This is a genomic window from Paenibacillus sp. FSL R7-0272, assembly GCF_037969905.1.
GTDB classification, from domain to species: Bacteria; Bacillota; Bacilli; order Paenibacillales; family Paenibacillaceae; genus Paenibacillus; species Paenibacillus polysaccharolyticus.
In genome coordinates this window covers 3,432,888-3,449,244 of record NZ_CP150221.1, presented here as the reverse complement: position 1 = coordinate 3,449,244, position 16,357 = coordinate 3,432,888, and the positions used below count along the sequence as shown (strand labels likewise).

14 protein-coding genes are annotated in these 16,357 nt (G+C 42.8%); 3 read left to right on the top strand and 11 right to left on the bottom strand.

Going from position 1 to position 16,357, the window contains the following annotated elements:
- The first annotated feature begins 128 nt into the window (after positions 1–128).
- Positions 129–1,670, top strand: a complete 1,542-nt coding sequence (locus MKY23_RS15165) for a BCCT family transporter (protein ID WP_154959215.1) — start codon at positions 129–131, stop codon at positions 1,668–1,670.
- 86 nt (positions 1,671–1,756) lie between these two features.
- Here the strand turns inward: MKY23_RS15165 and MKY23_RS15160 are convergent, their stop codons facing one another.
- The 3 genes from MKY23_RS15160 to MKY23_RS15150 form a co-directional block, all read right to left on the bottom strand.
- Positions 1,757–2,647, bottom strand: coding sequence for a chromosome condensation regulator (locus MKY23_RS15160; RefSeq protein ID WP_154959214.1), 891 nt, complete (start codon positions 2,645–2,647; stop codon positions 1,757–1,759).
- Positions 2,648–2,803: 156 nt separating this feature from the next.
- Positions 2,804–2,965, bottom strand: coding sequence for a hypothetical protein (locus MKY23_RS15155; RefSeq protein WP_186809642.1), 162 nt, complete (start codon positions 2,963–2,965; stop codon positions 2,804–2,806).
- Positions 2,966–3,110: 145 nt separating this feature from the next.
- Positions 3,111–5,825: a glycoside hydrolase family 95 protein gene (locus tag MKY23_RS15150; protein ID WP_261769258.1), complete on the bottom strand. Its 2,715-nt coding sequence runs from the start codon at positions 5,823–5,825 to the stop codon at positions 3,111–3,113.
- Positions 5,826–5,955: 130 nt separating this feature from the next.
- Here MKY23_RS15150 and MKY23_RS15145 point away from each other — a divergent pair, with 130 nt between their 5' ends.
- A complete protein-coding gene (locus MKY23_RS15145) occupies positions 5,956–6,849 on the top strand; it encodes an AraC family transcriptional regulator (RefSeq protein WP_154888722.1) in 894 nt (297 codons plus the stop codon).
- A 7-nt stretch (positions 6,850–6,856) separates the two neighbouring features.
- Here the strand turns inward: MKY23_RS15145 and MKY23_RS15140 are convergent, their stop codons facing one another.
- Together MKY23_RS15140 and MKY23_RS15135 are read right to left on the bottom strand one after the other, a co-directional pair.
- Positions 6,857–7,420, bottom strand: coding sequence for a GNAT family N-acetyltransferase (locus tag MKY23_RS15140; protein WP_154888724.1), 564 nt, complete (start codon positions 7,418–7,420; stop codon positions 6,857–6,859).
- Between the two features lie 233 nt (positions 7,421–7,653).
- Positions 7,654–9,162: an MFS transporter gene (locus MKY23_RS15135; protein ID WP_154888726.1), complete on the bottom strand. Its 1,509-nt coding sequence runs from the start codon at positions 9,160–9,162 to the stop codon at positions 7,654–7,656.
- Between the two features lie 132 nt (positions 9,163–9,294).
- On the opposite strand from MKY23_RS15135, the gene MKY23_RS15130 reads away from it, so the two are divergent.
- Positions 9,295–10,116, top strand: a complete 822-nt coding sequence (locus MKY23_RS15130; protein ID WP_186811726.1) for a MerR family transcriptional regulator — start codon at positions 9,295–9,297, stop codon at positions 10,114–10,116.
- Positions 10,117–10,207: 91 nt separating this feature from the next.
- Here MKY23_RS15130 and MKY23_RS15125 read toward each other — a convergent pair whose 3' ends face one another.
- The 6 genes from MKY23_RS15125 to MKY23_RS15100 form a co-directional block, all read right to left on the bottom strand.
- Positions 10,208–11,842 (bottom strand): hypothetical protein, encoded by a 1,635-nt coding sequence (locus MKY23_RS15125; protein WP_339830552.1) that lies wholly within the window; start codon positions 11,840–11,842, stop codon positions 10,208–10,210.
- Positions 11,826–12,572, bottom strand: a complete 747-nt coding sequence (locus MKY23_RS15120) for an ABC transporter ATP-binding protein (protein ID WP_154888732.1) — start codon at positions 12,570–12,572, stop codon at positions 11,826–11,828. The genes MKY23_RS15125 and MKY23_RS15120 overlap by 17 nt, the downstream gene beginning before the upstream one ends.
- Before the next feature lie 328 nt (positions 12,573–12,900).
- Complete coding sequence (locus MKY23_RS15115) at positions 12,901–13,692, bottom strand: SDR family NAD(P)-dependent oxidoreductase (RefSeq protein ID WP_154959207.1); 792 nt, start codon at positions 13,690–13,692, stop codon at positions 12,901–12,903.
- The gene (locus MKY23_RS15110; protein ID WP_339830548.1) at positions 13,673–14,731 is read right to left on the bottom strand and encodes a helix-turn-helix domain-containing protein; all 1,059 of its coding nucleotides are present in this window, start codon (positions 14,729–14,731) and stop codon (positions 13,673–13,675) included. The genes MKY23_RS15115 and MKY23_RS15110 overlap by 20 nt, the downstream gene beginning before the upstream one ends.
- 270 nt (positions 14,732–15,001) lie before the next feature.
- Positions 15,002–15,802, bottom strand: a complete 801-nt coding sequence (locus tag MKY23_RS15105) for a class I SAM-dependent methyltransferase (protein WP_339830546.1) — start codon at positions 15,800–15,802, stop codon at positions 15,002–15,004.
- A gap of 11 nt (positions 15,803–15,813) precedes the next feature.
- Complete coding sequence (locus tag MKY23_RS15100; protein WP_339830544.1) at positions 15,814–16,350, bottom strand: NAD(P)H-dependent oxidoreductase; 537 nt, start codon at positions 16,348–16,350, stop codon at positions 15,814–15,816.
- Between the last annotated feature and the right edge of the window lie 7 nt (positions 16,351–16,357).

The window sequence follows — 16,357 nt, the reverse complement described above, 5'->3', positions numbered from 1 at the left end:
GCCGGCCAGTGTTTCATTACATAGCGGTTTGTTTTAAATTATCAACAGCTGGCTTTTCGCATGATTACAAGCCGGACTAGCAATACTAAGGATTAGTTGGCTATAGCTTACATAACGGAGGTCTCATCATGGTATTCACAATCACAATTATCATCGTTGCACTCTTTGCAATATGGGGAGCCGTTGCTCCTGATCAGCTGGCTGATGTGGCTAACGTGGCCTACAACTTCTCGATTCACAATTTTGGCTGGTTTTATCTGCTGGCGACACTGTTCTTCCTGATCTTCGCCTTCTATCTGGCGTTCAGTCGATTCGGCAATATCAGACTGGGGGATGACGATGATGAACCGGAATATTCTACGATTTCCTGGCTGTCCATGCTTTTTAGCGCTGGTATGGGGATTGGACTGGTTTTCTGGGGAGTTGCCGAACCGCTGTCCCACTTTTTATCTGCACCGGAAGGAGCAGAAGCCGGAACCGCTCAGGCAGCAAGACTTTCCATGCGGTATTCCTTCTTCCACTGGGGGCTGCATCCTTGGGCGATCTATACCGTTATCGGCTTAGCGCTTGCTTACTTCCAGTTCCGAAAAGGGTATAAAGGGTTGATTAGTTCCACCTTTATCCCTTTGATCGGAGAGCGTCTTGCGGCAGGCTGGCTTGGCAAGGCCATCGATATTTTGGCGGTCATCTCCACCATTTTTGGTGTAGCGACATCACTTGGACTGGGTGCACTGCAGATTGGTGGAGGACTGAATCACTTATTCGGTATCGCTAACTCCACGACGGTACAGGTGATCATCATTACGGTAGTAACCGTACTTTATTTAATCTCGGCAACCTCCGGACTGGACCGAGGGATTAAAATTCTAAGCAATACGAACCTCGTTATAGCTTTGCTATTGATGTTATTTGTATTGGTGACCGGACCGACTACGTTTATCTTTGACACATTTACAACAACCTTAGGTAATTATTTGCAAAATATTGTTAACATGAGCTTGAGACTAACGCCGTTCTCAAGAGAAACCTGGATTGGAGCATGGACTTTATTCTACTGGGCATGGTGGATCGCGTGGGCTCCGTTTGTCGGAACTTTTATCGCAAGGGTATCCAAAGGAAGAACGGTAAAAGAATTCGTGATTTACGTGATGCTCATTCCAAGCCTCTTCGGATTTGTCTGGTTCTCTGTCTTTGGTGGAACAGGTCTTCACATGGAGTTGTTTAATGCTGCAAATCTGGCGGAAGCTGTCAAGCAAGATACGACAACGGCTCTATTCCTTATGTTGGAGCAACTACCTTTAGGCACGATCGTAGCTTTCATTGCCACAATCTTAATCATGATTTTCTTCATTACGTCAGCGGATTCGGCTACGTTTGTTCTTGGCATGTTAACAACAGATGGTAATTTGAACCCGAGTGCAAGAGTCAAATTAACCTGGGGTATCTTTCAATCGGCAATTGCGGTCGTACTGCTGATTAGTGGGGGATTGAATGGTCTTCAGACAGCCTCTATTGTAGCTGCGCTGCCATTCGCAGTTGTACTTATTGGCATGTGTGTGTCCCTTCTCAAAGCTCTGCAAGCTGAAGATCGAGAGCGCCGTCAGAAGGAAAAACGACAGCGCCAAAAACTGAAACGACTGCTGGAAGAACAGGAAAACCTGCAGATCTGAATAGCCGGCAGGTAATGTATCCTTGATCTCTAACGTATGCAATCTCTACAGAAAGAAAGGACACTCACTTTTGTGTGGGTGTCCTTTTATTTATTCATGATGTTACTCCATTCGATTACATCACATTGTCCATAATCATTATCACCCACAGCAACCATGGTACCATCTGATTTCAGTCCTATGGTATGGGTACATCCTGCTGAAATAGCTCTAATATCTTGCCATTCACTTATAACGCATTGCTGATGTTTATTCGAACCCACAGCAATGACTGTACCGTCCGATTTTAGACCTACCGTATGATAACTTCCTGCGACAATAGCTACAATATTACGCCATCCGCTTACGTCACATTCACCTTCCTTATTCCTACCCACAGCCACAACCGTACCATCCGATCGAAGCCCGACCGTATGAAGGTACCCGGCGGAAACAGCTAATATGTCGCTCCAATCGTTAACGTTACATTGTCCATACTTATTGTTACCAACGGCTATTACTGTACCGTCTAATTGGAGGCCGACTGTATGCCAGTCCCCCGTCGTGACCGCTACAATATCGCGCCAGCTGTTAACGTTGCACTCCCCTTCGTTATTTCGCCCCACTGCAACCACGGTTCCATCTGACTTAACCCCGACAGTGCGACACCAACCAGCTGAAACAGCAACCATATCGCGCCATTCGTTTACATTGCATTGCCCGTGCTTATTCCAACCTGTAGCTACTGCCGTACCATCAGATTTAAGACCGACGGTGTGGGCATTACCCGTGTTCGTAGCCATATGAACATTGCCAGCATCAACTGCGACGATGTGGTTCCAATCGCTTACGTTACATTGTCCGTAGTTATTATCACCCACTGCTGTCACTGTACCGTCTGATCGAAGACGGGCGGTATGACGACGACCCGCCGCTATAGTAGAGTTTCTAAGTTGTTTCGTGTCAAACCATGCTTTTTCTCCTGAATTGTAGTCCATATCTCCCTCCACCAATTGAAAACCTGCGATTTTCAAGCAGAATATTTGCACTAATGAAAAAAACCTCAGATGATATAACTATTCTGAGGTTAATCCATTCATTATGTTATCAAAATTCTATCATGTTGCAGTCTTTTAATTCTAGTGACAGTTGTATCAGTTGTTTTCAATACCTTTGATAACTTCAACCTTTTTATCCCCTGCTGTTTTCGCTACCTCTAACGTGGTTGTGCCTTGGATCGCAACGATTACACCAGCAGCTAACATAGAAATGATTAAAGTTGCACTCAGGGCAGTCGAAATTTTTTTCTTGACCATAACAATACCTCCTTCACTGAATAATAACAATATTTCACTTTATTGTTGGGTAATTTCATCGGGTGATTGTATTATAACTTACTGATAATATTTGTAAAAGGATTTTACGATGCTCAAAGAAAGTCAGTTTCTACTGAATCCATATCTATGCCCTACTAAAAACGATTGAAGTCTCCTGATTTTCTTGCAGTGTTAAGTTCACATATTTCTGCTTGCCATGCATGTGAACTTGTACCTCTACTCCATCGACCAGCGCGGTTGTCCATGGCAACCCCGAACTCAGTCGAATGGTGTTATTTTGAATAAGTGAGGACAAAACTACGCTTGTTATCCCCACGGATTGGTCCCAAGACAAACGGCTTACTTGCACTTGTGTTCTTGCCATTAGCCCTTCGATGTGACCCGATATCCAGTCTGAAGAAAGTGCAGGCAACACTTCAATCTCTCCCGTGTTGGAATAGAGCAGTGCTTCCTGTACCGTAGCAACTACACCAAAAGCTGTGTCCGTACAATAACAATGATTTCTACGGTTGGTATCATGATCAGTCATTAAAGAATCATAATAACCCCCTTCGATCATCATCGGCAGAAGTGAATGAAGGACACCATCTGCATTTTTCAAGCGTGCATGTACGAGTGCTTTATGCATCCAGCCATGTCCTGCTGTGGCATCCGTTGTGTTAAACTGGTCTCTGTTTGCCAGAGCTACAGCAGAAGCCGATGCGAGGTCAGCATCACTGTGGGTTTCATACGCAGGCCAGGCAGCATATAAATGACTCAAATGCCGGTGATTGTTGTTTTCAATATACTCGGCCATGGCCCATTCGCAGAGCGCACCATCTTCATCGTAACGATATGCTGGTAACTGTTCCAGCAACTTGTTCCACTTGCCTACCGCTTTGTCATATCCTGGGCGCTTTAAAGCCATCTCCGCCTGAATAACCATGTTTAATCCATCTCGTGCTGCAGAAATGTCCATCGTAGCGTTAGCGGTGATGGTGCTGTTATAACCGATTGGGTGATTTTCAGGAGAGTACGTAGGAATAATCATATAACGCTCACCGGCAAGTAATGATTGTTTGCCTGGTTCATAACGTGATTGTCCCGCAACATCTGTGAAATACTCAGGTGTACAGATCTGCTCCCAGAAGTTAGCCTGTTTGGTGAGCAGCGGTAGCAAAATATCTTGAAGCAGATTCAGCGTCCCGCGTTCTTTTAAACTAACAAATGCCTCATCGGATAAGCCGTTATCATTGACAGATAACAGCGGTTGCAGACGATCAATGTTCATGTCCTCTACTATGGGAATATCGCGATTGCCGAAACATTGCCAGTATTCAAAAATAGGAAGTAAACACCAGCTCGCGCCGGCATTCCAGTATTCAAAAGGATAGTCGTTATCATATTCGACATGCATAGCACGATCTCCGTCCGAGTTAACACTTACCTGAATCGCATCATGCATGCCGTAGGCCATACGGGCATTAGCTTCAAAATCCGGAGCATTTCTCAGGAAAAATGTAATATATCCAAGCTGAGCCTGTGTCAGACTCCCCGTATTCATGGCTGCGACCTGCAGGTTCACATTCGCATCAAGTGTGTAAATGCCTCTCCATCCCGGATTCCACTCGCCTGTCCACATTCCGTATAAGCGAGGTGCACTGCTTCCGCTGCAACAGATCATAGCATACCGCCCCTGGTTATAGACCTGTTCCATAAATGCATGATTAATTCGGTTTGGGGATGCCCGTTGCAGTTCAATGAGTTTCAGATTATCCACATCTTTGTGTTCCTCATCACCACCGAGAGCAAAACGTACAGTGTTAAATTCACGGGAATGCCATGCGGCATGTAATGAAAGTGCCTGTTCATAATCAAATGCACATTGCGCATGACTATACTTCTCCACGACCGACTGGGTTTGCTGTAACAACTCATCTACAAGGAAGTAGCTTGCGCAGTCGGCAAAGTTCTCTATACTGCCCATTTCATGAGTTCGTCCCGAAGTTGTGATCAGAAATACAGCATCGGCATCTTTAATCTGAATTGCAGGGTTCCGTTCAAGTCCTACATTCATCTCCTCGTGGGTATCTTCCAGCTCAATACGTTCCTTCGTACCATTAACAACAATAACTTGAGTGACTCCGGCATATCCTCCATGGCACAACTCACTGCCTGCATAAGATGGATAGTGGGCCACTTGAGCAAGATAACGGGCTTCGGGATCCACCAGTTTTTTGTATCGAAGTGCATGAACTTCGGACATCCCATTATGCGCTCCGTCCATATGTGATATATCATCAAGCTGCAACACCATAGTTATTTTTTTGCCAAGATCCGAATGCTCCAGCTTGGTGATGGACACGTCATCTGTTCTGGATGTAAACGAGGTCCGTACCCACAGGCCGTCGTTATCACGATATTTTACGCCAGTTTCAGCCGTTTCATAGTTCGTCCAACGTTCATAATCTGCAACTTGTCCTCTGTTCACCATGTTCAAGCGAAGCTGATGACCTGGATGGTAGCTGTAATAGAATGTTCTTACACGGGTCTCACCATTGTTGTGTTTGATTTTCCATTGGTCATTCTGTTCAAATACATTTTGTCTGGCTTCCTGCAATTGACTAGTCAGTTCTGGTGGTATCTCTCTGGGGTCAGCGGAAGGGAAATTGAACCACATATGTTGAAAAATAAAGCTGTCGGAATACGGTGAACCTGACGTGATATAGCCGTTTCTTCCATTACCACTCACCATGCCATCTCTCCAGGCATGACCCGGATTTAAAGCGGGTATTTCGGTATAATGCAGAGCGTAATTGCCTCTATCGTACAGATTAGTTCGCGTTTTCGTTTTTCCCAACTTCTTCTCCCCCGTTTCCCAATCTTGGATTCATAGATATAATTATAAAGATGAGCAATGGAGTTGTGTTATCACAAGAGCCGACCAAATTCCGTTCATGATGTCGCATTATGACAGAGGAGAATAGACCATGAATCTACCCCCGATAGATATTGATGATATGGATATCAAGTTAAAACTCGATGACCTTGTCCTTAACGTACTTTATGTAAAATTCGGTTATTTTCATCAAACGATGCCCAAACACAGCCACAGTCATGGAAGCTATGAGCTTCATTATATTCCGAGCGGTAAGGGGCTTCTTATTGCCGACGGCCAGCATTATTCCTTAACGCCCGGCACGTTGTTTATGACTGGCCCTGAGGTCGAGCATGAGCAAATTCCAGATCAAACGGACCCCATGGCTGAGTATTGTATTTTCTTCGAGATTATTACGGGACCACTTCAACTGAAACAAACCACAAGACATCTTCCGAGAAAGGGGCTTCTCTCTAGGTGGCTACTGGATACGCCTTTCTGGATCGGCCCCGATCAGGAAAACATGATGACTTTATTTGAGATGCTTGCTCGAGAGGTGTCACTCAAACATATAGGTTTTCATCAAATGACATCGAGCATACTTGAGATGATTGTAGCTCGAACAATCAGACATTATCACCAAGGTGCCACCGCGGTACTGAATGCACCTGTTAAAACATTAAATGATAGCAGGCTTGTGACCATTGAGAACAGTTTCTTATATGATTATCAATCCATAACATTGAAACAGCTTGCAGATAAAATTGGACTAAGCACAAGGCAGACAGAAAGGACCGTGCAGAAGCAATACGGAATGTCGTTTAAGGACAAAAAATGGCAAGCGCGTATGGAGGCTACAGCGCAGCTTCTGCTGACGACCGATTTGCCGATTCGGGAGGTAGCGATCGCGGCAGGTTTTTCAACACCGGAACGATTCAGTCATTCGTTTAAAAAATATTATAACCAGTCTCCCTCTAAATATCGCAGTGAGAATCTTATAACCTAGACTGCGTCTAGCTCTTCCGATAAGCAACCCTATGAAAAGCATTGATATAACGAAATAGTGCTTTACCATCATCAGGCACATGCTTGCTTCTACCCAGTGGCAAAATCATTGCCTGATACGGTTCTGGCACCATGCTATATTGATGAACATAGGAGGTCAGAACGAAGCCGTTGCGTTGCCAGAACTGAATACGTTCCAGATGTGCCTCCGTTGTCCCGGACTCCGCCTCGATAATTATACCTTTGACCCCATGTTCCCTTGTTGCCCAAGCTCGAAGCTGTTTCAGCATCCATGTTCCTATACCCGATCCGCGCAACTTCTGTTCAACCGCGAGATAATCGATGATCAGGATGCGTTCTTCGCCCTTCCCCCCGAGTCCAGTAACGGCCATTGCGACCACTTCCCCATGATGCATGCCCGTGTGTAAGTAACCAATGCCCCGATCCAGCATACTGCGCAGAATCACTTTTGGCTTAGCGCCGGTTGGAAAAGCCTCTTCATAGATCCGCTCTATCCTCGTCCACAAGGCTTCATCCCAGGTCTCTATCGTTGCAAACTCTAATTCCAGCACATTTATCGCCTCCAGATGGTTATCCCAATTCCTGTCTCATGTTGTCGATCAACAGCAAGTTTTATTAATTATACTATTTATAAGACTAAATCAGCTTATCCTGATCAAAACAAAGAAGCCGCTATTAAAGCGACTTCAATGGGGGAACGCTCCCAACTTCAGACCTGCACGCACAGGTTTTTACTTGCTTATGATGATTCTGGACAGCATTCAGAGTCTGTTTCCGACTCGCCTTATCTCAAGCGCCGCGGTTCTTCTGCTTTTTTCATTGATCGTGATCCAATCCATAACATGCTTAATGAAGCAACTACCAATAACACAATAAGGGCTACAATAACAGCAAAAAAGGACTGATCAAACGCAAATCGCGCGGCCTGTTTCAATGTTTCCGAGGCTGTTCCAGGCAGCCCTTCTGCTACGATTAAAGCTTCATCCAAACTATCTTTCACATTTACTGGAACAGTCAATCCTGTTGGGATTTTCATGGTTAATGTGTACACAAGACCTGATAGACTGCCGATTATGGCTATTCCTGTAGCTCCACCAACTTCATATCCCACACTTTCCATCGATGCAGCCATACCTGCTTTTTCATACGGAGCACTACTCATTATAGAATGAGATGCTACCGTCATCCCGCCACCTAAGCCTGCTCCAAAAATGGCTAGTCCAAATACCTGACCAGCAATGCCCGAATCAAATTGTACAAGATAGATTCCCAATCCTGCTGCTGTAAGGAATAGAACAGCACCCTTGATATAAATAACATTGAAGCGATTCAAGAGCATTCCGGTCACTGGAGCTGCAATGACAGATGCAAAAGGGATCGTTAACGTATATACTCCGGCTAGTAGTGGGCTGAAACCTTCTATTAATTGAAGGCGTTGCGTCACAATATATTGGATTCCCGTCATAGCAAATAAACCTACCAATGCCGTAATAAATCCTGTGGTAAACAGAGGTATCTTAAATAATGAAAGGTCAATAAGTGGGTCAGAACTTCTGTTTTGACGACGTATAAAGATAACAAGTGCTACAATGCCGACAGCAGCTCCGATTACTGCAAAAGTTACCGAACCTTCGCGGCGAGTAAACTCCTTGATCGCATAAATTAGAGTCACCAAGGCAATCATAATTTGGATTGAACTGGTTAAGTCAAATTTTTTACTTCTATTCCCTTCATGTTTAGGAACGATCAGTATGGTTAGTGCAAATGCTAGTATTGCAATCGGTAAATTAATTAAGAATACAGATCCCCACGAGAAATACTCGAGAAGAAGTCCACCAACAATGGGTCCAAGTCCTGCACCTCCTGAGGCAACAGCACCCCAAATACCAATAGCCAAGCCTAACTCACGCGGATCTGTAAACGTAACTCTGACGATTGCCATGGTAGCAGGCATCATAATCGATGCTCCGACAGCAAGAAGTACCCTTGCCGCGATCAAAACATAGGGGTTGGGAGCAAAAGCCGCAGTAAGTGAAGCGATTGAAAATATAATCAAACCTATTAAGAAAACCCGTTTATAACCCAGGCGGTCTCCTAATGTCCCCATTGCGGGAAGCAAACCCGCCATAACAAGTGAGTAACCATTTAATATCCATAATTTTTGTGAAGCAGTCGCACCTAATTCATGTGTTAACGTTGGCATAGCCGTGTAAAGAATGGTCATATCCATGACGATGAGTAAGAGTGCACTGGATACAATGATTAAAATCATCCAGCGTTTGAATGTTGACATAAGTAATCTTCCTCCGTACGAATTATTTTAAACTTTTAACATATTGAACTATAATGTATAGGGTAACCCTATAGTCAACAAACAATTTCAGCGAATTTAATACATAGCTATAGAGGCATGGAGGATAGAAAAATGTCGAATATATCAAACGAATATTTCACAACCAGTGAACTAGCTAAAACTTGCGGAGTGACTAAACATACCCTTTTTCATTATGATGATATTGGACTGTTAAAACCTGAATTTGTCAATTCTAAAGGCTACCGTTATTATTCCGTTCAACAATGTCTTGTACTTGATTTGATTATGGTGCTCAAAAAAGCCGGGAGTTCACTAGAGGAGATCAAAGTGTTTCTCCAGAAGCAAAATACACCTCTATTAATCAATATGTTAAAAGAAAAACAGGTGGAGTTGGAAAGAGAACAACGTAGAATTACTCAGATGCAAAATATTTTGACAAGTGCCATCAAGATGACAGAGGAAGCAACAGTAGAGTTACGAAACGCACCAATGATTCTAGAATGCCTAGAGGAATATTTTATAACTACCCAACTGGATATAGGTGATGGTGATAAGGAGTTTGCCAAAAAATTAACCGAACATCGAGACTTTTGTGAAACACACTATATCGATCATGAATTTGCGATTTGGACGATTATAAGTAAAGACCGATTTGAATCCGGGGGCTATTATCCTGAATACATAGCTAACCAAATAAAGACCTCCATTCCTGAAGAAAAGATGTTGATCAAACCTGCAGGTTTATATGCAGTTATAGATCACAAAGGATCATACGATAGCATGCCACAAACGTATTCTGTCATTAAAAATTTCATTGCACGTAAAGGAATGTATATAAGCGGAGATGTATATGCATTGGAACTGCACACCTATTGGACAGAAAAGAATCCAGACGACTATAAAATAAGGATATTTGTTCAAGTATCACATTGATCTCTTCCTCATTTGCATGCCAGATGAATAACAAAATCCCCCCTTCTTTTTCAAAGGGAGGATTAATGTTAAACGTTTAATATGTTCACTCTCATTTGACTCTAAAATGGTGATGAGCATATTTGCTGACAAGAGGCACAGCACTGAATAGATAACCTACCGTCAACACGATTATGGCAGCAGTTAACAACCAGAGTGCAGGCCCTAGAAAGATCGCGACAACAATACCTAATGAGATAAGGCTGTTCGCGATTATAAAAAGAGGATTGTTGGTCTCCAACTCGACTGTGTAGGGCTGGAGTACATAGTACAACAATAGATGATGTACTGAGAAAAAAACAGCCAGCGTAATGATTAAAATCCAGATAGCAAGAAGTGAATCTATATTCCGTCCCTCACTTAATATGAGTACAGGCACACTTGTGACAGCCGCAAAACACAAGCCTAATTTTAAATTGGTGCTTAATATATATTTAAACCTCAAAAGGGAATGTTGTTTCGCATCCTTACGGTAAAATGCATAACGCATAAGTGGTATATCACAATGATAGAATAACATTCTACAGATTTGACTACCTACCGTCAGACTTAGCATGGCTAGAATGAGTAAAGGCGTAAATCTTTCTACTTCATTCAGCGAAATATGATCTTTGAAAATGAATGCCAAGCAAGATAACAATAAACCAATGATCATAATAGCGATAAAACGTCTGTGGAACGGTGCGCGAAGGAGATTCGAGTGCCTCTTAACAAATAATTCATGCATCTGCTCGTATCCCTTTTTGTTTACGGTGTTTTGGACGCTCTGCTCAATGACATGGAGGTTAGTGGATGAAGGCTGGCTAAGATTGCTCCCCTTCGACTGGATCATTCTTTGTTGAAGATCAGCGATCATGAGTTCTGTGTTCAACAGCGGATCAGCATTATTTGTTACTGCGCGCACTGCGGCTGCATATTCCGTATGTTTGAGCAAAATATACCCGGCGACAGTTCCTGACAACACGATGATGGTCATAAACCATCGTTGATCCAATATCGTAGCCCCAAATAAAGGAATGCTCCATTGGGTTAAAGGAAGGTAAGCGAGAGCAAGTGCGATTAACATTGTTAAACTCGTAGCCCACGTTTTCTGTATGAGAACAATGCCTTTCTGCTGAAATATTGCCAAATGTAAAAATTCGCATAAGACTCTCCAACAAGTCATGATTCCGACGACCAGCAATACATGGCTGATCGAAAAATTGAAAAATAAGGAGACCAGCGTAAAGGCTATCCCTTGATACAAGAAAAATGTGGTATACCTGTGAAACAGTATAGCTCGCATAAATCGAGTTGGCGCTATTCGCATAAGCTTGATCGCAGTATACTTCATCTTATTTGTTTCCAGCACTTTCGCACCCGTTACTGCACCCATCACTCCACTAATGCAAAAATACATGTGAAGAGCGAGTACAAATCGATCCGTATAATGATCTTCCGTCCATAAAAGTATGGGCAATGCGAGCATTCCGCAGAAGTAGATTAAACTTTCTAATAAACCAGCGCCAAACATTAGAACTACTGCGACTGCACCTAATGTGCGTTTCGCCCGGAAAGCAGCATATGTTTGGTCACTAATGAGAGGGCCTACCACCGGTAACCTTTGCATGAAATATATTAAACGGTTGACTAGCGTGATCACCTGCAACTGCCACATGAGAGAAACTGTATTAAAGATTCCCTGCATCGGCATTCTCCTTCTGGCTACCCTCTTCGCCTTCATGTCGCAATAACTCAATAATCTGTGCTTCAAAGTCGGGTTGAGTGAGAATATCAGGTGAAATCCGAGTCAAACTCCCTTGATTTAAAATAACTAACTCGTCGCACAGATCCGTTGCCAGTTGCAGTATGTGAGTTGAAAAAATCAGGATATGGTCCCTTTTCAGATCACGCAACAGTTGTTTCATCTCGCTCGCAACAATGACGTCAAAGGAAGTGAGCGGTTCGTCCAGTAGAATCACAGCGGGTTTCATCAGTAAGAATAGCATCATTTGAACTTTATTTTTCATTCCGTGTGAATACTGTTTAATGAGTTTGTGACGGTCTTCTAATGTCATGTGCATCATATCGAATAAGTCATCAATATTGTTTCCTCGCCCTTCGATTACATCAGCGTTAACATCTATAAAAAATCGTACAAACTCATATCCCGTCAGAAATTCTGGCAACATAGGCAGTGAATAAACATAACCTACATCATCTACCTCTAAGTGCCGCGATGTCGCATCGTTAACTAGTTCCATTGCGCCGCCATCCGCCTGAATCTCGCCACCTAGGCAATTGAATAATGTTGTTTTTCCAGCGCCATTTCGACCAAGAAGGCCATAGATTTTTCCTTTTTCAAATTGAAAGTTTAGATCGTTTAAAACATTTTTCTCACCAAAACTCTTCCTTACATTCTGTAATACCAGTTTCATTAATTAGCTCCTCGCTTTCAAAACCCTTATTTTTGTCCATATACAAATTGATTAATTGTTTAGTTTTCATACTTATCAATCCCTTCAAATTATTTTCATAAAAGGATAGCCATTCACATCCCTTTAGAAGGTAAATCGTCTTAATGGAACCCAGTAGATAATCTTGGGAAATTAGACAATTACTTAATCTTGTATTCGATCTTGATTTATAATATTCCTTGTTGTATCTGCAAATAAAAGAAAACGAACTATCGAATGATAGTCCGCTTATGCAAGTTATTGAATTACTAGTTCCTGTCCATGTAAACCACTTATGGCTGTAACTTCATTAGTAAATGGTTGGAACCATTCCTCCATCCATACGAATCGGTGAACCTTTAAATGGCGCTGCATAAGGGCTGCATACAAATGTTGCTAGTCTTCCGATCTCGCTTGGTCTGATGAAACGCTGCAACTCGGATTGGGGAAGATTGGCCGCCATGAACTTTTGTTCTTTCTCATCAAAGGTCAGACTCTCATCCTGGATGACACTCTCTATGATCTGCTCTACATTCTCCGAAAGGGTTGGTCCAGGCATGATCGTATTGACCGTTACTTCCGTACCTTTTGTCAATTGGCTTAGACTCTTCGATAAAGAGAGTAGCATGGATTTGGTTACAGCATATTGCGGCATATGTCCAGGCATCACAGCTTCTTCACTCGCGATAAAGATGACCCTTCCGAAGCCGCTGTCCAGCATGATAGGTAAATAAAACTTGGTCAGTGCGTTTGCGGAAAGAACGTTTGTCTGAATGTATTTTTCCCATACAGCGTCGTCTACATCATAATAGGACATGATTTCGTAAATCCCGGCATTGTTGATCAAAATATCAACCTGTGGGAACGTTTTGAACAAAGCTTCACGTTCATCGGCGTTGACGATATCGGCAGCCGCGTTTTGAGGAGAAGTGTTCGGATAGGCAGATTTGATCTCGCGAACGACTCGTTCTACCTCTTCAGCACATCGTCCATTGATAAGTACGTTGACACCTTCTTGGGCTAACTCCATAGCAATCGCTCTACCGATTCCTTTGGTGGAGCCTGTCACCAATGCTGTTTTATTATTTAATCCCATATCCATAAACCATTTCTCCATTTCTGTCTAGTTTGGCGTATCTCTCCGCATGTTCGCTTCGCCAATTGGCAGGTGTATCTCCTTCCCAAGCACGAAATGCACGGTAAAATGAATTCTGATCTTCATATCCGATCAGGAATGCGACTTCCTTGATATCAAGCGATAAGTCTGCCAGGTACATCCGTGCTTGTTCATGCCTTGCCTGGGTGAGCAGATGTACGAAACTTGTTTTCTCATCCGTTAATCGGCGCTGTAAAGTGCGGTCACTCATGCCCAATTCCTTAGCGATAGTCTGTACTTCTGGACGTCCGGCGCTTAAGCTACGCTTCATGATCCATTTGACCCTGTCCGACATGGAACGATTTACTTTGTATTCATGTAGCGTATGATCCAGTGCAGGGTTCAAAATCTCAATTAACTCTTCATTGTAGGTGAGGAAAGAAAGATCCAGGTCTTTTCGATGTAACGTCAACCGATTTCTACTGCCATTTGTCCGGACGGGGCAACCAAAATAAGCTTCGAGAGCTTTTTCATCTCCCATCGGTTGAGTAAATTCTACCGCACTTGCAATAAGAGGCCGTCCTGTTCCCTTCCGTCCCAATTCAAGCAGGAATGCTAATGTGATGCCGACCAGTAATGGCGGACAAGTCTGATCGGTGATGATCCACTCCAGATCAATTGTAAAACTCTCCCCCGCCTCAACCATCTTTAATCTTTCGGGAGGACAAAGTTGTTTATACCTGGCCATCCGATGCAATGCATCGCGATAATTACGGGCATGATAAGTGGCTAATATCGGCGGTGGATACTTCGTTACTTCATAAACGGTTGCAAGATTGATGAGCCCTTGGGCAATATCGCCTGAAAGGTCAGAATAGGCTTGCCAAATAGCATAATATTGAGCGGTATTTACCGTCGTTTCGGAAATGATGGTAAGCGGTAATCCGGCTTTACGAGCTAGATCATGTGAGGCAATCCCTAACTGACGCAGTCCTTCCCAGAGACCTTGTGGCATTTTGATACGGTTATAGGAATGGGATGACATTCATTTGTACCTCCTTCTGTTGACTGACACACTCGAATGACAAACCTTCCTCGTCTTCGCTGACTCATGAATATGATGATACCCTTAACTTTCTGATATGTAACTAGCACAGGGTGACAACAGACCAACAAATTACGCCATTTTCTAAACCATATTCAGGTCGTGCTCCAATCCTTTCTTCGAATATCCTTCCGTGTATTTTAGCTCTATGGAAAACTGTCCCCATTAACGTAAAAAGTCGCTAAATTAGCGACTTAAATGAGAGTGTTTTTAATTCCTTGACATGTGTGCTTTCATATTATCAGACGATTCGTTCTTTTGCGCAACAATAAAAATACGGTCCTCTTCTTCCGGGGTTTCAATAGGGGCGGATAAGTCTTTCATTTTGGAAAAGTGGACTTGGTTCCATCCCACTTCTAGAAGAGCGGCCTTTACTTCATCTAACCTAAAACAGGTATTGGTGATTGAATGTACAAATCTGTCGTAATCCCCATTTTGGTTTTTAGAGAAACCTGTCATATTTGTAACGGCTCTTAAATTCATTTCGTCATAGAAACTTCTAGATACAATCATGGATTCCTCATTGTCCTCAATCACGATATTGGTCCATCCTTTAAGACCTTTATTGGTATTCAGATCAAAAATAAAGATCCCGTGATCATCGGTCACGTTATAAACGGAACGAAAGCATCTCTTTAAGGCATGTATATCAGGTAAATGGTTAAGGGCATCAAATGTTGAAACAATGAGACCAAATTTCTGCTCCAACTTGAAATCAGTTGCATCTGCCTGTACAAATGCAGCCTGTCCTGTCTCAACATATCTGGAATTGTTTCGCTTTGCGTAATTCAACATCCCTGAGGAAAGATCGATACCCGTTACTTGAAATTCTTTTTTTAGAAAATAATGAGCTAAGTGCCCTGTTCCGCAACATAAATCAAGAACATAATTGTTATCAAGGTGTATAGCCTGTTCAACGTAATATTTCCAAATTCTTGGCGCTGCTTGAAGAGCGAAGTTTGACCATTTTTTATTATATAATCCGGCAAATACATGACCATACGTTTCCATGTTCATCACACTCACGATCTATGTTGGAATCGATAGGAGACCTCTTGTAACAAACCTAAGAGGACGCTTTTAAACTGTGATTGAGCTTCTTCGCTTAATTCGTTATTCTCTGACAACTCTTTTTCACACACAGAGATTTGCTGAGGAATAACATGAGCATGTAAAGAACGAAATATTAAGCGCATCGAGTTCAGGGTGTTGATGCCTGATCTCATTCCGCCTGAAGTTGACATTAGTGCGATGGTTTTATTTTTAAATCCTGATCCATCTTGGTAGTCCAGTAAGTTTTTCAGTGCGCCAGAGTACCCTCCATGATACTCTGGCGAAGAAATAATGAAAGCATCAGCCGCCTTTATTTTCTCTGAAACGATATTCATCTCTTCTGTTAGAGGTACTGCTGGGCTGTATAAAGGAAAGTTCGTATCACATACACAAATGATCTCTGTATCGTGTCCTTTCTTCTGCAGCGTTCGACTTGCCATGTTTAACAGTTTTTTTCCTAGCGAATTTGGATTCATACTTCCATTAATCAGAACAATTTTAGCCATATCGCTC